This window comes from Mesorhizobium sp. CA15, from assembly GCF_020165215.1.
In the GTDB taxonomy this organism is placed as follows: domain Bacteria; phylum Pseudomonadota; class Alphaproteobacteria; order Rhizobiales; family Rhizobiaceae; genus Mesorhizobium.
Genome location: NZ_JAIUHQ010000019.1, coordinates 56,370 through 73,777, shown reverse-complemented (window position 1 = coordinate 73,777; position 17,408 = coordinate 56,370). Strand labels below are relative to the sequence as shown.

At 64.9% G+C, this 17,408-nt stretch carries 17 protein-coding genes; 8 read left to right on the top strand and 9 right to left on the bottom strand.

All coding sequences use genetic code 11. The annotated features are described in order from the left end of the window. Window positions 1-88 precede the first annotated feature (88 nt). From LB515_RS24295 to LB515_RS24285, 3 genes are all read left to right on the top strand, one after another. Complete coding sequence (locus tag LB515_RS24295; protein ID WP_224709204.1) at window positions 89-370, top strand: hypothetical protein; 282 nt, start codon at window positions 89-91, stop codon at window positions 368-370. Between the two features lie 104 nt (window positions 371-474). Then, window positions 475-1,431 carry a DMT family transporter gene (locus tag LB515_RS24290; RefSeq protein WP_224548411.1) on the top strand — a complete coding sequence of 319 codons (957 nt, stop codon included), beginning with the start codon at window positions 475-477 and terminating at the stop codon, window positions 1,429-1,431. 185 nt (window positions 1,432-1,616) lie between these two features. Next, window positions 1,617-3,170: an alpha/beta fold hydrolase gene (locus tag LB515_RS24285; RefSeq protein ID WP_224709203.1), complete on the top strand. Its 1,554-nt coding sequence runs from the start codon at window positions 1,617-1,619 to the stop codon at window positions 3,168-3,170. Window positions 3,171-3,189: 19 nt separating this feature from the next. Here LB515_RS24285 and LB515_RS24280 read toward each other — a convergent pair whose 3' ends face one another. The 5 genes from LB515_RS24280 to LB515_RS24260 all read right to left on the bottom strand — a co-directional run bounded on the left by LB515_RS24280 (window position 3,190) and on the right by LB515_RS24260 (window position 7,276). After that, window positions 3,190-3,645, bottom strand: a complete 456-nt coding sequence (locus LB515_RS24280; RefSeq protein ID WP_224632104.1) for a MaoC family dehydratase — start codon at window positions 3,643-3,645, stop codon at window positions 3,190-3,192. Continuing rightward, window positions 3,642-4,919, bottom strand: a complete 1,278-nt coding sequence (locus tag LB515_RS24275; RefSeq protein ID WP_224548435.1) for an NAD(P)/FAD-dependent oxidoreductase — start codon at window positions 4,917-4,919, stop codon at window positions 3,642-3,644. Before LB515_RS24275 ends, LB515_RS24280 begins: the two co-directional genes overlap by 4 nt. An 11-nt stretch (window positions 4,920-4,930) precedes the next feature. Next, entirely contained in the window at window positions 4,931-6,157 is a 1,227-nt protein-coding gene (locus LB515_RS24270; protein ID WP_224709202.1) for a flavin-containing monooxygenase, read from the bottom strand. A gap of 57 nt (window positions 6,158-6,214) precedes the next feature. Next, a complete protein-coding gene (locus tag LB515_RS24265; RefSeq protein WP_224529713.1) occupies window positions 6,215-6,793 on the bottom strand; it encodes an OsmC family protein in 579 nt (192 codons plus the stop codon). 237 nt (window positions 6,794-7,030) lie between these two features. Further along, entirely contained in the window at window positions 7,031-7,276 is a 246-nt protein-coding gene (locus LB515_RS24260) for a DUF1127 domain-containing protein (protein ID WP_181174876.1), read from the bottom strand. Window positions 7,277-7,464: 188 nt separating this feature from the next. Between LB515_RS24260 and LB515_RS24255 the strand changes: the two genes are divergently transcribed. Then, the gene (locus LB515_RS24255; RefSeq protein WP_224529709.1) at window positions 7,465-7,806 is read left to right on the top strand and encodes a hypothetical protein; all 342 of its coding nucleotides are present in this window, start codon (window positions 7,465-7,467) and stop codon (window positions 7,804-7,806) included. A gap of 32 nt (window positions 7,807-7,838) precedes the next feature. On the opposite strand, the gene LB515_RS24250 is transcribed toward LB515_RS24255, so the two are convergent. From LB515_RS24250 to LB515_RS24235, 4 genes are read right to left on the bottom strand one after another with little or no spacing between them, the layout of a single operon-like run. Then, window positions 7,839-8,996 carry an ABC transporter ATP-binding protein gene (locus tag LB515_RS24250; RefSeq protein ID WP_224709201.1) on the bottom strand — a complete coding sequence of 386 codons (1,158 nt, stop codon included), beginning with the start codon at window positions 8,994-8,996 and terminating at the stop codon, window positions 7,839-7,841. Next, window positions 8,989-10,131 (bottom strand): ABC transporter substrate-binding protein, encoded by a 1,143-nt coding sequence (locus tag LB515_RS24245; protein WP_224709200.1) that lies wholly within the window; start codon window positions 10,129-10,131, stop codon window positions 8,989-8,991. Before LB515_RS24245 ends, LB515_RS24250 begins: the two co-directional genes overlap by 8 nt. After that, a complete protein-coding gene (locus LB515_RS24240) occupies window positions 10,128-10,970 on the bottom strand; it encodes an ABC transporter permease (RefSeq protein WP_224709199.1) in 843 nt (280 codons plus the stop codon). Before LB515_RS24240 ends, LB515_RS24245 begins: the two co-directional genes overlap by 4 nt. Then, complete coding sequence (locus tag LB515_RS24235) at window positions 10,967-11,845, bottom strand: ABC transporter permease (RefSeq protein ID WP_224709198.1); 879 nt, start codon at window positions 11,843-11,845, stop codon at window positions 10,967-10,969. Before LB515_RS24235 ends, LB515_RS24240 begins: the two co-directional genes overlap by 4 nt. Before the next feature lie 458 nt (window positions 11,846-12,303). On the opposite strand from LB515_RS24235, the gene LB515_RS24230 reads away from it, so the two are divergent. The 4 genes from LB515_RS24230 to LB515_RS24215 are packed head-to-tail and all read left to right on the top strand — an operon-like array spanning window position 12,304 to window position 17,361. Continuing rightward, window positions 12,304-13,458, top strand: coding sequence for an acyltransferase family protein (locus tag LB515_RS24230; RefSeq protein WP_224709214.1), 1,155 nt, complete (start codon window positions 12,304-12,306; stop codon window positions 13,456-13,458). 2 nt (window positions 13,459-13,460) lie between these two features. Then, complete coding sequence (locus LB515_RS24225) at window positions 13,461-14,570, top strand: glycosyltransferase family 2 protein (protein ID WP_224709197.1); 1,110 nt, start codon at window positions 13,461-13,463, stop codon at window positions 14,568-14,570. Beyond that, window positions 14,567-15,586 (top strand): glycosyltransferase family 2 protein, encoded by a 1,020-nt coding sequence (locus LB515_RS24220; protein ID WP_224709196.1) that lies wholly within the window; start codon window positions 14,567-14,569, stop codon window positions 15,584-15,586. The genes LB515_RS24225 and LB515_RS24220 overlap by 4 nt, the downstream gene beginning before the upstream one ends. Continuing rightward, on the top strand, window positions 15,583-17,361 hold the full coding sequence (locus tag LB515_RS24215; protein ID WP_224709195.1) for an ABC transporter ATP-binding protein: 1,779 nt from the start codon (window positions 15,583-15,585) through the stop codon (window positions 17,359-17,361). The genes LB515_RS24220 and LB515_RS24215 overlap by 4 nt, the downstream gene beginning before the upstream one ends. The last annotated feature ends 47 nt before the right edge of the window (window positions 17,362-17,408 follow it).

The window sequence follows — 17,408 nt, the reverse complement described above, 5'->3', positions numbered from 1 at the left end:
CGACCGGCCGAAATGAGAAAAGAAGCGACTGATACCGTCGCCATTCTGCCGGGGAGGCGCCCAGCATCTTTTGATGAGGAGCGCCGGAATGAATATCGAGGAAGCAGTCACTGCAGCGACGGCAGGGTCAGGCGCGCTCCTGTCCTGTCTTGGCCAGCCGGTCGTGGCATATCACGTCACGGCCATCATGCGCGAAACCGACGCAAGACATGCGCGGCAGATGCAGCTCGCCTTGCTGCGGCGGAGCATCGAGGCCCTTGTCGAGGACGGCCTCGAGGACATCGAGGCCAAACGCTTCGCATCGCAGTTCCACGGTCGCGTCGGCTCGGCCTGGGATCGTTTGCATTTTGCCGGCGACACGTCGCATTGATCCCTGCCGCGTGCGCTTTTGCCGGGCCGGCTATGTAACACTCCCGTCATGAGATAGACTGTCGGCCGCGACTGGACTGACCTTCATGGAGTGGGGGACATGCGATGCAGGCGATACCGATAGCGCATCCGGCGGAAGCGCCGGTCGCTCGAGCGATACCGTCGCTGGCTGGTTATCCCGCCGCCGTGTTGTGCTGGCTGCTTTCGGCCGGCGTCTATATCGCGGCAAAGTGGGTGGCGCCGGAAATGCCGCCCTGGGGGCTATGCTTCTGGCGGCTGGCGCTCGCCTGCCTCATTCTTTTGCCGATCGTGCACCGCCATCACGGCGCGATGTTGGCGCTGCTCAAATCGCGGCCGCTGGAGATCGTCGCCGTCGGCGCCATCGGCCTGACGCTCTGCCAAGGGATGATCTACCATGGTCTGAACGACACCGACGCCACCACGGCCGGCATCATCATGGCGATGTCGCCGATCATGACCATGGTGCTGGCGCGTCTCGTGCTGGGCGAGCCGCTCGGGCTCTGGAAGTCGCTCGGCGCGGTTGCAGCACTTGCCGGCATGCTGGTGATCGTCGCGCATGGCAAGCTGGACGCGCTGGTGCAACTGCGCTTCAACATCGGCGAATTGTGGATCGTCGGCAGCGCCTTCTGCTGGGCGCTCTATACGGTGCTGCTGCGCCGCTCGAAATTCGGCCTCGAGCTCCTGCCGCTGGTGGTCCTTCTGCTTGGCGCCGGCGCGCTGGTGGCGCTGCCGTTCCACCTTTGGGAAATCTTCAACGACGAGCGCTCCGCCTTGAATGCCGACGGCCTGCTCGCGCTTGCCTATCTGGCGGGTCCCGGCGGCGCGCTGATGTACTATCTCTATAACCAAAGCGTGGAGACGCTCGGCGCTAGCCGGGCAAGCATGTTGCTCTATCTGCAGACCCTGTTCGTCGCCGTGCTCGCCTACCTGCTGCTCGGCGAGAGCCTGCACGATTACGATCTGCTCGGCGCGGCCTTCATTGTGGTCGGGGTCGTGCTGGCGACGGCGATCAAGTCGAGGCCGGTTCCGGCAAAGGCGTGAACGAGCGGCCACGTCGCCTTGATCGATATCTGCGGCTGCCCGAGCCGCCAAGTCGGTCTGGTTCCTCGGGCGGTGAGCCGTCCGGACCAAGCTTTCCTAAATTAGCCAATTTTGCTATTGGCTGCCCCTTCGCAGCGTCGGCCAAGGCCGAAGGGGATCATGGCGATCGACAAGCGCGTGGACGCATGAACGGCGGTCAGCACATGCTGGAACTGCGCGTGCTTGGCGATTTTCAGGTCACGCGCGACGGCGAGCCGCTTCACCTGCCGCCATCCCGCAAGACGCGGGCGCTGCTCGCCTACCTCGCCGTCACCGCCAGGCAGCACCAGCGCGAGCGGCTGTGCGAGATGTTCTGGGACATCCCGGACGATCCGCGCGGCGCCTTGCGCTGGAGCCTGTCCAAGATCCGCCAGGTGCTGGGCGCCGACGAATCCGTTCTTGCCGCCGATCGCAATGCTGTCGCGCTCAATGTCGAGACGGACTATGCGCGGCTGGCGCCGCTGGTGAAGGCCGATCTTTCATCACGCTCGACCGAGGAGCTCGAAGCGGTCCTGGCCTCGATCCGAGGCGGCTTTCTCGTCGACCTCTCGCTCGAACGCTGCTTCGACTATGAAGCCTGGCGGCAGGCCATCGCCAGCGAGGTCGAGATCGTCGAGCTTGGCATCCTGCGCGAGCTGGTCGAGCGCCTGGGGAATGAGCCGCGCCGCGCGCTGCCGTTCGCCCAGCGCCTGCGCCGCCTGGCGCCCGACGACGCCAGTATAGCCGCCGAGATCGAGGCGCTGGAGGAAAAGGTCCGGTCGATCGCCGCTCAAGCCACCGGCCGCGCGCAGCAACCTGCTTCGTCCAAGCCGCGGCAGGCGCCGTCGAGGCTTACTGCGTCGCCGCAGGATCCCGGCCGCGCCGTGCAGTTCTGCCGGGCTCTCGACGGCACCAGGCTCGCCCATGCCAGCACCGGCAGTGGCCCGGCGATCCTGCGCGCCGCGCACTGGATGTCGCATCTCACCTTCGACTGGGACAGCCCGATCTGGCGGCATTGGATGCGGGAACTGTCGCGCCAGAACCGCCTTGTGCGCTATGACGAGCGCTGCAATGGCCTGTCGCAAAGGCACGTCGTCGACATCTCGTTCGAAACCATGGTGTCGGATCTCGAATGCGTAGTCGACGCAACCGGGCTCGACCGCTTCACCTTGCTCGGCCTGTCGCAGAGCTGCGCGGTTTCGATCGCCTATGCCATCCGCCACCCCGAGAGAGTGTCGGGCATGATCCTCTACGGCGGCTACGTGAAAGGCTGGCGGGCGCGCGGCGACGCGGGCGAGATCGCGACGCGCGAGGCCGTGGCGACACTGATGCGCGAGAGCTGGGGCAAGCCGAACCCGATGTTTCGCCAGGCCTTCTGCTCCATGTTCATTCCCGGCGCCACGCACGAGCATTTCGCCTGGATGGACGATTTGATGCTGCGCACCGTCTCGCCCGACGATGCCTGGCGTCTTCAGAACGCCTTTTCGGTGATCGATGTCAGCGACTTGCTGGAAAAGGTGCGTGTGCCAACTTTGGTGCTGCACGCGCGCGACGACAACGTGGCGCCGGTGGAGTCGGGCCGCACCATGGCCGCCGGCATTCCCGGCGCGCGCTTCATCGAGCTCGATAGCCAGAACCACATCCTCCTCGAAGGCGAGCCCGCCTTCGAGGAGTTCATAGACCACGTCCGCGCCTTCATCGCCGAGACGGCGGGCGGGTAACCGGGCACTCGCGAAGCCCTCAGCCGCCGATGAGCGGCACGGTGAACACCGTCGCCGTGCCGGTGAGGCAAAGCTCGCCCGCTTCGTTGCGCACCGATGTCTCCAGCTTCGTGATCGGCTTGTCGGCGCGCACGTCCTTGACCTCGACGCGGCCGGTGATCATTTCGCCGACGCCGACCGCCTTGACGAATTTCCACGAGACTTCGAGGAACACCGAGCCGGGGCCGGGGAGGTCTTCCGCGACCACCGCGTTCAGGATGCCGGACGTGACGCCGCCCTGCACGATGAGCTTGCCGAAGACCGAAGCCTCGGCCAGCGCCTTGTCGTAATGCAGCGGATTACGATCGCCGGTCATCTCGGCAAAGGCGTCGATATCCTGCGGCTGCGTGCGCCGCGAGCGTTCGGCAAAGGCGCCCACCTTTGGCCGGCCCTTGATGACACCGATCCACCCGTCCTTCATCACATGCACAGTCATGGTCTTGCTCCAGTTCGGTTGCGGGAAAAATCGGCCGGCGGCCCGTCCTGGTTGGCCGGCGCTCGATAGGTCGAGGGCTTCGATGCGGTAGCGCGGCGGGCCGGCATGGGTTGCCCGGCCAGCGCCTGCACCTCGGCCTTCAGGACGGCGCTGAATCGGCGATGCCGCTCGCCGAGATCGTCAAGCGTCCAATCGAAGCCGGCGATGGCGTCCGTGGTGTCGAGGATCTGGTTGGCGATCATGTCGCGCTGCTGCTGCCAGACCGCGAATGCTGCCTCGGACCCACTGAGGATTGCCCGCGCGAGGCTCTCGGCGTCGCGCAGCGCGTCGGAAATGCCGTGCGAGGTGATCGGATCGCGGAAGAAGCCGGCGTCGCCCACCAGCGCCCAGCCCGGGCCGTGCGGCTGGCGGATATAGCCCGGCACGCCGCGGAACGCCTGCAGGCGCGCATCCTTGGGTGCCCGGGCCGCCTGTGCTGCCAGTGTCGGGGAAAGCGTCTCAAGCACATCCATCCGGGCGCGGGCGTGGCCGAGGCGGAAGCGCTGGTCGAACAGGCCTGTCGGCACCGAAGCGACGATGCAGGCGAGGCTGTCATTGGTCGGGATTAACGAGCCGGCGATCCCGTCGCGGAAGTACCAGTGATAGCCGGCGCCCGGCTCGACTGGCGCATAGCCATAGACATGGGCAGCCGACACCGCGCCGCGCCGCAAGGGCTGGGCGTCGACGCATTTTGCCACCAGCGAGCCGATGCCATCGGCGCCGACGACGATATCGGCGCTGACCCGCACGGCAGTACGGCCGGCGGCGCGGATCTCGATGCCGCGCACGCGGCCACGCGTGTCGGCAAAGAGACCGCCGACCGCGACCTCGTGCAGGATCTCCGCGCCGGCCTTGCGCGCCGCATCGACCAGGATGCGGTCGAGCACGGTGCGCCGCGGCGCGATGAGGCCGGGGAGGTCCGAGCTAGCGGCAAGGGGGATGGTGATCTCCTCGTCGCCATAATGGAAGGTCGTCGTCTCGATGAGCGGCGTGCCGGCCTTGAGCAGCGGCTTGAGCAGACCCCAGCGCCAAAGCTGCAACACGGCCGGTCGCATCAGCGCATGCGTCGACAGCATGTCGGATCCATAAGGCTTGCGGTCGATCGCAAGCACCTTGAGGCCGGCGCGCGCAAGCAGCATCGCCGTCGCCGCGCCCGCGCAGCGCGCGCCGACGACGATAGCGTCGTAATGGCCATGCTTCGGAGCGGCCATCAGGGAGATGAGGTTGTTTGCCATGTTCAATGTCCTCAGGCCGCCTTGCGGGCGTTGCAATCGAGATAACGGGAGATTTCAGCGGCGATCGCCTCGGCATCCGCGCCGACGCCGCCGATGAAGTTGGAATCGCGTTTGCGCAGAAAGCGGAAGCCGAGCGCGTAGAGACCCGGCACGCTGGTGACGCCGCCCTGATGCGCCAGCTCGCCATCGGCGCCGAGCGCCAGCGGCTCCAGCCAGCCGAACGAGCGCGCATAGCCGGTTGCCCATACGATGCTGCGGATCGATCCGTCCGTCAGCGAAAGCCGCGCCGCGCACGTCGCCGGCGTCGCCACCGGCTCGGGCCGGTACGGTGTCGTCATACCCGCGAAGCGATCGATCTGGTCGAGTAGGCGCGCCTGCTTCGCTTCGGCTGCCGCGATGTGCTGGCCAAGATCGCCGGCGAAGCCGATCTCGCGGTCGCCGACGCCATGCACCCGCCCGGTGAGTTCCACGCCGAGCGCCTGCAGCGTGGCGAGGTCGACATCTGCCCTGTCCGGTCGGCCGGCGAGCTGCAGCGATGGTTGGCGCCGGGCGCCTTCCGGATCGGCGAGGTCTTCCTGGCGCTGTGCCATCAAGCCCATTTCGCAAAGCCAGAAGAAGATATCCTGGCCGCGCCATGTTCTGGGCAGGCGTGTATGCTTGCCGACCGAAAGCACCACGCGCCGCCCGGCGCGGACGAGCTCGTCGGCGATCTGCACGCCGGAGGACGAGGCGCCGACAACCAGCACACCGCCGCCCGGCAGCTCGGCAGGCGAGCGATATTGCGAAGTGTGGATGCTGAGCGGTCCGCGAAGCATCTCAGCCGAAAAAGGGATGACCGCCCGGTCGCAATGTCCCGTCGCGACGACGACCGCTCGCGCCAACAGCTCGCCGGCGCTGGTGCGCAAGGCAAAGCCTTCGACGGTCCGCCTGGCAGCGATGACCTCGACATTGCTCTCGACGGGTGCATGCCATTCCCAGGCGTAGCGTTCCAGGCTTTCCACGAAAGCCTCCTTGGTCATGAAGCCGTCCGGATCGCCGCCCTCATAGGGCGAGCCGGGCAAGGCGTTCAGCCAGTTCGGCGTGAGCAGCCTGAGCGAGCGCCAGCTCTGCGAACGCCAGCGCTCGCCGATGCGGCCGCGCTCCAGCACGGCATGGTCGATGCCGGCCTGGCCGAGGCAATGGCTGAGCGCAAGCCCGGCCTGGCCCGCGCCGATGATGACGACGTCCGAGCGTCTCATGGTTCATTTCCGTCTCGGGAGGCGGCGGCCCGGATCGGTTCCGGACCGCCGGCCTGCTTACTGGATGGTCTTGATGCCGACGGTGACCGGCACGCCTTTGGTCAGCACGTCGAACACGGCCGAACGGGCGCGCGACTGCTCGACCAGCTGCTGGAGCTTCTCGGCCGGCGCATCGCCTTCGATCTCGAACGACACCTGGATGTTCTGGAAACCGTTGCGGACCTCGTCGGAGATGCCGAGAATGCCGCGCAGGTCGATGTCGCCGTCGACCGAGCATTTCACCTTGGTGAGCTTGATGCCGCGCGCGGCGGCGATGTTGGCGACGCCCGCCATCAGGCAGCCCGCCAGCCCGTGCAGCAGCCACTCGACCGGGGTCGGCGCATTGTCGGCGCCGCACAAGATCGCCGGATGATCGGCATCGGCATAATGCGGCTTCTCGTGCTTCTGCTCCTGTCCGGCGCCGAAGAAGCCGTTCATGACGGTCTTGCTGTGCGTGCCCTCGATCCACTCGTTGTGAGCGCGGAACTGGAACTTGGCGAGCTCCGGCTGCCCGGCGACGAAATTGATCGTCGCCAAAAGGTTCGGCGTGTCGACGCCATTGAGCGGAAGCCGTGCAGGTTTGGTGTTGGGTTGCATCTTCATCTCCAAAGGTTCGTTTGCGGCTTGGTTGCCGTGACGGCCTCTGTTTGCCGATGGAGCGTTTGAACGAGAGTGGATGCGACCGTGGAATTTTTCATACGCCTACCGTGGAAATTGCGTTGGACGTATCGTTTGTAACGAAGTGTCTTGACCCGAATGCGCCGGAACGCAAAAGCCCCGGGCGTGCGGAAGCCCGGGGCCTGTCGACGGCGTGGCGACGATCGCCATCGGCGATCAATGGGCGTTGCGGATGTCCATCCCGCCGGCGTCGGAGGCGTAGCGCATCGAGGTGTAATGATCGATTTCAGAACGGGCGATACCCATGTCCTTCAGCAGATAGTCGGGCATGGCCTGCATGGCGGCGCGGTCGCTGCGCATCCTCATTGCACGGTAGACAAGGCGCAGCGCACGGCCGGCAAAATTGATCGGGCCGAGACCCGATCGGCTGGTTTCATGGGGGGTGTGTTCCAAAGTCGTCATCGTCGTCTCCATCTTTTGCGGCGCGACCGTTCGCGTCGTCGATGGCCGGACTTGTGGCTTACGACCGGGGAACGAGCGTTGGAGCGGGCGTCGAAATTGCCGTGGAAATAGAGATTTTGTAGGCTTGCAGGAACATCGAGTTAGGCGCGGCTGGGGACGCGCGGGTCGTATAGAAGAGAGCGCGAGGAATGAGGCGGCATCGCCTGCTTGAGCCGTTTGTTGCCGCGTTGGAGCAACTTGATGGCCGATCTTATGACGATCTCAGAGTACTGTTTGCAGCCGTGGCCAACCGCCGCCCCGAGTTGCTCGAACGGTCTCTATTCGCCGAGCGCAGCCGCCGCACGTCCGAGATCGAGAAGATTTTGCGAAAATCCATGGCCGAACTCGGACGAATGGAACAAGCCGGCGCGCTTCCCGAGGGGATGTCGGTGCCTTATTTGTATCACTTGAGGCTGAACCACGCGACCGGTCGCCTCCATGTTGGTCATGGCGACCGATCTATTGTGTTGTTCCCTGAAAATTCAAACTGAGGCACCTTGCGGGGCAGCAGCAGTCGCGGCCTTCAGGAAATCCGCAGCCCGGTCTCGTCCAGCAAGACGCAGTCGTCGGCGTCGAAGCCGAGCTCGATCGCTTCGCCTTCGCGCAGCACCCGGCCGTCGATCGGGGCGTTGGCGCGGATGTTCGCCTTGCCGCCTATGTCGACCTCGTAGATGGCGCTTCCGCCGAGATAGGAGGCCGACACGACCCGGCCGGGCAACCGGTTGGCGCTCGCTCGAGCGACCGACAGTTTCTGTGGCCGCACCACGACGGTGACTGCGCTTCCCTGCGGCAGCGCCTTGGGTGAAAGCACATTGACCGTCTGGCCGCCGGCGAGCGTGACAATGGTCGGCCCGTCGGACCTGCTCACCGTGCCTGACAGCATGTTGGCCTTGCCGAGGAAGTCGGCGACGAAGGCGGTGGCTGGCCGCTCATAGACCTCTTCCGGCGTGCCGATCTGCTCGGCCGAGCCGGCATTCATCACCACGATGCGGTCCGACATCGACAGCGCTTCTTCCTGGTCGTGCGTGACGAAGATGGCGGTGATGCCGGTTTCCTTCTGGATCTTTTTGATCTCGACGCGCATCTCCTCGCGCATATTGGCGTCGAGGGCCGAGAGCGGCTCGTCGAGCAGAAGCACCTGCGGCTCGAAGACGATGGCGCGCGCCAGCGCAATGCGCTGCTGCTGGCCGCCCGACAATTGCGAGGGCAGTTTCTTCTCGCTGCCCGGCAGCCGCACCATATCGAGCGCCTGGCCGACCTTGCGCTTGATCTCGGGTTTGGCGACGTTGCGGTATTTCAGCCCGAAGGCGACATTGTCGAATACGCTCTTGTGCGGAAACAGCGCATAGCTCTGGAACACCAGCCCGATATTGCGCTTGTAGATCGGCACGCCGTCGACCCGCCGGCCGCCGATCATGATCTGGCCGGCAGAAATATCGACCAGCCCCGCGATGGAGCGCAGGATCGTCGTCTTGCCGCAGCCCGAAGGGCCGAGCAGCGTGACGAAGCTGCCCTTGCCGATCGACAGCGAGAAATCGCGCACCGCGACGAACTTGCCGTAGGCTATCTCGATGTTGCGGAACTCGACCGCCGGGTTGTTCGCCCCGGCGGCCGCGCTCGCGCCCTCCGCCCCGGCCGAGGCCGGCCGGGGATTGAGTGTCGTGCCCTGGCTGTCAGGCACCTTTCGAGATCCTGTTCCACTGCTTGGTCCAGGCGTCTTCGTTGTTCGCCCAATAGACCGGATCGGCGAAGGTCAACGCCTTCATCGTGCCGGTCGGATCGAAGGCCGGCAGCTTCGCGATCTTGTCGGTCAGCTTGACCTTGTTCGGGTCGAGCGACGGCGGATAGCTCTGGCCTTCGGCAACCGCGATCGAAGTCGCCGGATCGAGCATGAAGTTGATCAGCTCCTCGCACTCGGCCATCGGCGAGCCTTTCAGGATCAGCATATCCTCCATCCAGGCGTAGGAGCCGGCCGGATCGAGATAGCCGATCGGGTGGCCCTGATCCTGCAGCGCCGCGACGCGGCCCGACCAGGCGTCGGTCACCACGATCTCGCCCTTGGAAAGCAGGTCCATAAGCTCCGCGCCGGAGCTCCAGAATTTCTTGGCGAGGTCGCGCGTCTCGCGCACCTTGGCCCAGATCGCGTCCATGTCCTTGAGGTTGTTGGGGTCTTGTCCGGTGGCGAGAGCCGCGTACCAGACGCGCGTGGTCATGTCGGAATAGCCGCCGACCTTGCCGGCATATTTCTTGTCGAGCAGAAGTCCGGCGCCCTTTTCCTTGGCTTCCTCCGGCGAGATCACCTTGGTGTTGTAGGCGATGCCGGTGGTGCCGTAATCGTAAGGCACGGCCGATAGCTTCGGCGTCAGCTTGCGGAACGGCTCGATCATCGGCTGCAGCACATTCGCCATGTTGGGAATGTTGGCCTCGTTGATCTCCGAGTTCATCCCGGCATTGATATATTTGATGTAGTAGTTGACGCCGGACGAGTGGACGATCTGGAAGTCGCCGGGCTTGGCCGTCTTGATCTTGGTGATGATCTCGTTCTCGTCGCCGAACGTGCCTTGCACCACCTTGATCTTGGTCTTGGTCGTGTAGGGCTGGAAGGCATATTTGTCGATCGCGTCCTGCACCGTTCCGCCCCAGCCGTCGAAGCGCACCTGCTCGACCGCGGCAAGCGCCCGGCTCATCCACGGCATGGAGAGGCCGGCCGAGGCCGCGGCAGCCGCGGTCAGACTCAGGAACGTCCGTCGGCTGAGATCGCCGTTGACATAGCGGTCGTGCAGCCGCTCCAGCCGCTTGGTGGTGGTCAGTTTCATCGTGCTTCCTCCTTGGGTTCGCCGCGTCTTCTCAGTTTTGTCAGGCCTTGCATCAGCAGGCCGCCGATCAGCGGGATGCCGACGGTCACCACAATCATCACGGTGCCGAGCGCGTTGATCTCCGGGCTGATCGAGATTTTCAGCATCGAAAGGATTTGGGTAGGCATCGTCTCGACGCCTGCCGGCCGCCAGAACAGGCTGGCCGACGTGTTGTCGAACGAAATGGTGAAGGCGAGCAGCGCGCCACCGACGACCGCCGGGATGAGCAGCGGCAGCGTGATCTCGCGGAAGGACGAGAAGCGCGAGGCGCCGAGCGAGAGCGCCGCCTCCTCATAGGCGCGCCTTATGCCGACCATGCGCGCCTGCGCGATCAGCACCACATAGGGCACCGCAAGCAGGATATGGCCGAGCACCAGGAGCAGCATGGTGCGCGGCTGGTCGATCGCTTTGATCAGCACCAGAAGACCGACGCCGAGAATGGTTTCCGGCACCAGCGCCGGCAGGATCACAAGCGTGCTCAGCGCCTGCTTGCCGCGGAAGTCGAAGCGCGCCAGCGCGAATGCCGTGACGACGCCGATGGCCGTGGTGACGGCCGCCGTCACCAGCGCGATCCACAGCGAGGTGCGGAAAGCCGTCAGCACCGCGTCATTGTTCATCAGCTTGGCGTACCATTGCAGCGAAAAGCCGGTCATCGGGAAGCCGCCGAACATCGAGGCGTTGAACGACAAGATGACGGTCGCCGCGATCGGCGCGAACATAAAGACGTAGACGCAGAGCGTGACGAAGCCGGTCAGCCGCCATGCCCATTTGCCGTCCTTGTTCGGCCGCGCAGCCTTCATCCGCCCAACCCCTTCACGATCTGCGACATACCCATGTAGCGGGTGTAGATCGCGGCGAAGAAGCCGAGCACGAGGAACAGCACGATCGACAGCGTTGCGCCCAGCGGCCAGTTCAATTCGCTCATGATGGTGTCATAGATCAAATTGCCGAACAGCGCGTCGCGGCCCGAACCCAAGAGCTGCGGCGTCACATAGCTGCCGGCCGCCAGCACGAAGCAGAGCAGCAGGCCCGCCGCGAGACCCGGCAGGGAAAGGGGCAACGTCACCTCGCGGAACGCCTGCGCACTGGTGCAGCCCATCGAGCGGGCCGCCGAGATCAGCGTGCGGTCAATGCCCTCGAGGCTGACATAGACGTTGAGGATCATGTAGGGCAGGAGGAAATGCAGCAGCCCCAGGATCACCGCGCCTTCGTTGTAGAGCATCGGCAGCGGCGCGTTGATGATGCCCATTTTGAGCAGCGCGACGTTGACGACGCCCTGTTCGCCTAGGATGTTGATCCAGGAAAAGGTGCGGATGGTGAAGCTGATCCAGAACGGCACGATGAGCAGGAGCAAGAGCAGCCATTTGTGCCTGAAGCTCGTGGCCCAGATGAAATAGGCCGGGAAGTAGCCGAGCACGCCGCACAGCAGCGCGGTGATCGCGCCGACCCTCAACGTCTTCAGCAGGAAGCCGGAATAATAACTGTCGCTGAAGAATTCCTGCCAGTTGACGGTGGTCAGCGCGCTGGTTTCGACGCCGGCAGTGACGAAGGTGAAGAACGTATAGGCCGCCATCACCGCGATCGGCAGCACCAGGAAGAAGATCAGCAGCAGAAGCACCGGTGCAACGAGCATCCAGGCCAGGCGTGGATCGTACAAGGTCCATCGATTTTTCATGCGCACCCGAAGGTCCGCGCTTTCTTCGAAGCGCTTTTGTTCCCGCAGTGAAGATTGTTTCATTGCCGCCGCGATGTCTACAGGCGGTGATTGAGCCAGAGAGATGGAACCGAGGAGGGTAACCCCTTTTGGTATGTCGCCGGGCTACATTGTGGCGTTGTCTGAGCGGTTCTCCAAAAGCTTCGAAGAGCTTGATGCATCCGCATTGGTTGGAGCCTGCCGCTTCGCCAAAAAAGGCAGAATAGCGGCATAGACGTGTCATTTCCTGGAACGAACGGTCACGTTTTCATTCAGGCTGATAACTATTCTGTGTTGCACCGCACCATTTTGTGCCGCAGTCCTTTAGCGTAGGCGAATATACGGTTTAGGGAGTCGGCACGCTTGCGTTTTCCGTTGACCGGCACGGATGTTGCGGCCGCCGGCCCGGGCCATGTCGTCAGCACCAGCGGCTGCGAATGATGCCCGGCGGTCGCGACCTCCAGCTTGACGCGCTCCGGGCTGCTGCCGTCACGCTTGTGCTTTATTCGCATTTCTTCGCGCCCGGCGGCACGTCCTTCCTTGGTCATCTCGGAGTGCGGCTGTTCTTCGTGCTTTCCGGCTTCCTGATCACCAGGCTTTTGCTGGAGGCACGCGACGCCGACCAATTCGCGGCTGGATCGGCGCTGCGCTCCTTCTATGCCAGACGCGCGATCCGAATATTCCCGCCCTATTTCGCGGTACTGGCCTTCGTCTGGTTTACCGATCTTGAGCAGGCTGGATCGTCGCTCGTCTGGCACGCGCTCTATCTGTCGAACTTCTGGTACGCGCATCGCAACGACTGGACGCCCTGGCTGCTTTGCCATTTCTGGAGCCTCAGCATAGAGGAGCAGTTCTACATCGCCTGGCCGCTGATCGTGCTCCTGGCGCCGCGCAGGCGCATCGAGGCGATCACCATTGGCCTCATCTGCTTCTCGCTCGCCTACCGCTTCTACTGGCCGATCGCCGCCAGCCCGGCGCTGGCCCGAGACCTGTTGCCGCCGGCCTCGATGGATGCCCTTGCCTGCGGCGCGCTGCTTGCCGTACGTCGCGCCAGGGGCGCCGGCCTGCCGCGTTGGATGCGGTTCGGCTGGCCGGCCTTCGTGGCGCTCTTCCTACTCGTCGTCTTGTCCGATCCGGGGCCGGCGAACTCGACATGGGAATGGCCGCGCTGGCTCCTGGTGCAGGTGCTGCCGCTGGTGCCGTTGGTGGCGATCGTCTCGATGTGCTCGAACGGCCTTCCGGGCACGCTCGGCTGGCTGGCCGAACTGCCTCCGCTGCTTTTCCTCGGCCGCATCAGCTACGGCGTCTATCTCTATCACGCGATCCTCCTCGCTTACACCGTAAAGGCGCAGCCGTGGATCCCGCTCAACGTCTCGGAGGAGGGGCCGGGCCGGTTCCTGGTCGCGGGCGCCGCCACGCTGATTGTCGCTTCGCTGTCCTGGGTGCTGTTCGAAAAGCCGCTCAACAGCTTCAAGCGCTATTTCCCCTACATCGCGCGGCCACGCGCTCGTGCGCCGAGCGAGACCCGGCGGTTCGGCGCCACATATCCCGGCGCAGAAGCGGCGCTCGATCTGCAGCCGACGGACCGGAGCTGACAATGACACGCCCGCTCATCTCCGTCGTGCTGCCGATCTACAATGCCGAGCTCTATGTCGGCGCTGCAATCCAATCGATCCTGCGGCAGGACTACGATCGGCTCGAAATCATCGCCATCAATGACGGATCGACCGACAGGTCGCTGGAAATCCTGGAGCGCTTCCGCAAGGCGGACGGCCGCGTAGCCATAATCTCGCGCGAGAATCGCGGCCTCGTCGCCAGCCTCAACGAGGGGCTGTCAATCGCCCGGGGCGAGTTGGTGGCGCGGATGGATGCCGACGATTTTGCCTATCCTTGGCGCCTGTCGCGCCAGGCGGCGCTGTTTGCCGCGCGGCCCGAACTCGGCTTCTGCGGCTCGCTTGTCGACACGCTGCTGCACGGCCGCGTCGCACGGGGCAGGATGGATCCGGTGTTCCGCCTCGGTCTCCTCCCGGTGCTGTCGAAGTTCTTCACGATCTTCATGCACCCGACGGTGGTCTACAACCGCCGGGTCATCGGCGAGGCAGACCTGTATTACGATGGCCGCTACCGGCATGCCGAGGATTTCGATCTCTTCCGGCGGCTGGCCGACCGCTATCCGGCGGCGCTGATGCCGGAAAGTCTTCTCGTCTACCGCCTGCATCCCGGCAGCGTGACCAGCTTGCATACAAGCGAGATGCGGCGCACGCACCTCCGGATTGTCGGCGAAAATCTCGAGCGCGAGGGGCTGGCGGACGAAACGCAGGATCTGCGCGCCATTGGCGACAGTGTTTCGTTCGATACTGTGCGCCGCGCGGCCGCGTTCATCCGCAGCCTGGAGGAGCGGGTCGCCGAGTTGCCGGCCGCATCGCGGCCGAGCTTCGAGGCCGGCGCGCTGAACCTGTTCTATTTCCTCTACCAGCTCGTCAACGACCAGCAGCGGCCGGCGTTGGCGCATGAGTTGCTGACGCTGACGGCGAAGTGGGACGTCATCCGCCGCCGCGAGAAATACGCGCTGCGCGCCGGCGCCTGGGCGCCCTGGCTGAGCCAGGCTTCGATATGGGCTGGCAAACGCGCGGACTGGGTCGCCTATCGCCTCAAATCCGCGCCGGCGGCGTCCGTGCTTGCGCCTTATCAGATGGGGGCGGCATGAACGCCGATCGCCATCCGCTGCTGCAGCATCTACGCTCGCCCCCCGGCCCGAACCAGCGGCTTGAGGTCTCCTTCATCGTCTGCACGCGTGATCGCGCGGCGGTGCTGAAGTCCTGCATCGATTCGATCCGCGCCGCCTGCCGGACGCATCCTGCCTTCGCCGCCGAGCTGGTGGTGGTCGACAATGGCTCGCGCGACGGTACGGCCGACTATCTCTCGCGGATCGCCACGGCGTCCGATATAGCGCTGACGGCTATCTGTGAGCCACGGCCCGGACTGGCGGCGGCGCGCAATGCCGGGATGGCGCGGGCGCGCGGGCGCGTGCTGGTCTTCGTCGACGACGATTGCCGGCTCGACCGCGACTATCTCGTCGATCTCGAGCGGCATTATGCGAGTGGCGAGAAATGGCTGATCCGCGGCGGCCGCGTCGAGATCGGCGACGCCGGGGACCTGCCCTTCACCATCAATCGCTGCGAAAAGCGCAAGCGGCTGACGCGCGCCGTCCATCCGGGCGGCTTCGTGCTCGGCTGCAACATGACCATGCATCGCGATGTTGCCGCCTTGATCGGTCCCTTCGACGAACGCTTCGGCGCCGGCGGAGCGCTGCGCTCGGCCGAGGATACGGATTACCTGGTGCGCGCCATGCTGGCCGACATGGCGGTGGAGTATGTGCCGGATATGACGATCTTCCACCATCATGGAAGGCGCGACCGCGGGGCGATCGAACGGCTGCACCGCGACTATCATTTCGGCAACGGTGCGCTCTGCCTGAAACATATGCGCCGCGCCCCGTGGCTGCTTCGTCACTTTTACTGGGCAACGCGGGCGGCCACGCGCGAGCTCTTCGGCGGTCCGCGCTTCGACCAGGAGCTCAGCCTGTCGCACTGGCCGATCGTGCTGATGAACCTGGCGGGCGCGGCGAAGTTCATGGCCCTGGTGCTGGCCGGGCGGCCTGACCGGCAGGAGCGGCCCGCCCAAGAAACCACCGAGGCCAGGGCCGAGGCCGGCGCGCGATGATCGAACCCAAAGCCCCTATCTTGTCGATATTGCAGCGCGCGCTCGGACGGCGTCAGCTCGGCCTGATGCCCATCGTCGTCGTGCTCGGACTTGCAAGTGCCGCGCTCGAAGGGCTCGGCATCGGGCTGATCATCCCGCTGCTTGGCATCATCATGGGCCATGGCGAGACGACCGGCATGGCCGGCCTCTCCGCCCTCCTGCAGAAGGTCGGCGCCGGGCTAGGCGAGCGTGAGCGGCTGATTACGATTTCGGCCGCGATCCTCGGCTCGATCCTGCTCAAGAACCTCCTCGCTTTCGCCAATTCGGTGCTGACCGCTCATATCTACGGCAAGGCGAGCCAAGCGATACGCGGCGCCCTGGCCGAGCGGCTGCTCAATGTCGGCTACACCTTCTTTCTCAGGCAAAGCCCGGGCCGCTTGCTCAACATCATCTCCAGCGAATCCTGGCGGGCGTCGGATGCCATCCAAGGTATGCTCAGCGCGATCGTCAGCGCTTCGGCGGCGCTCATCCTGCTCGCCTTTCTGTTGCTGCTCTCGTGGCCGATGACGCTCCTGGTGATGCTGGGGCTGGCGCTGGTGCAAGCGGCGCATATGGCGCTGTCGGCGCATCTCAGGGCACCCAGCCGCAATGTTTCGGCGCGCAACAGCGCCTTGGCCTCGCAAATGCTGCATCTCGTCCATGCTGGCCGGCTGATCCGCATCTTCGGCCAGGAGGCGCGTGAGAAGGCGGCGTTCGAAAAGGCATCCGACGGCGTGCGGCGCGCGGCCTTCCTGCTCTCAAACCGCCAGGGCGCGCTGGGGCCGCTGACCGAAGTTCTGCACGCCATGCTGTTCCTGGCGGTGGTGATCGGCGCCTGGCTTGCGGGCTTGAGTTTCCCGCTGGTCGCCGCCTTCCTCATCCTGCTCTACCGCCTGCAGCCGCATATCAGAGCCTTGCAGATGACCTGGAGCCAGTTGCAGGGTCTTTCCGGCTCGCTGGAAGAGGTGACCTGGCTGCTCGATCCCGATGGCAAGCCCGCGCCGCCCGGGGGCAGCCGGCAGTTCGCCACCTTAACGAAAAAAATCGCCTTCGAGGGCGTGAGCTTCAGCTATGCCAATGAGGAGCAGCGCGCGGCGGTGCTGCACGCGGCGAGCTTCGACATCGTGAGCGGGCACTCGACCGCGTTGATCGGCCGCTCCGGCGCCGGCAAAACGACGATCGTCAACCTGCTCTGTCGCTTCGTCGAGCCGGATGCAGGCAAGATCCTCGTCGACGGCGCGCCGCTCGGCGAGATCGATCCGGCCGACTGGCGCCGCCACATCGCTCTGGCCAGCCAGGAGCTGGAGCTGGTCGACGGTACGATCCTCGACAACATCACCTATGGCAAGGACACGGCGACGTTCGAGGAGGCCCGCCGCGCCGCCGAGCTTGCCGAGGCGCACGGCTTCATCGAAACGCTACCGCAAGGCTACCAGACGGTGGTCGGCTATCGCGGGGTGAACCTTTCGGCCGGGCAAAGGCAGCGCATCGCGCTCGCCCGCGCTCTTGTACGCGACCCCGACATATTGATCCTCGACGAGGCCACCAACGCGGTGGATGGGCTTTCGGAAGCGGCGATCGTCGAGACGCTGAAGTCGCGCGCCGGCCGCCGCACCACGATCGTCATCAGCCACCACCGCAGCACCATCTCGTTCTGCGACGACCTGGTGATCCTGGAGCATGGTAGAGTGAAGAAACAGGCGCCGTTCACTGAGATGGCGAAGCTTAGTATGGATGAGTTGTATCGGCCGGAGTGAGGAGCCCGAGCAGGGGCTCGCCCGCATCTTCTTCGTCATCACTTCCT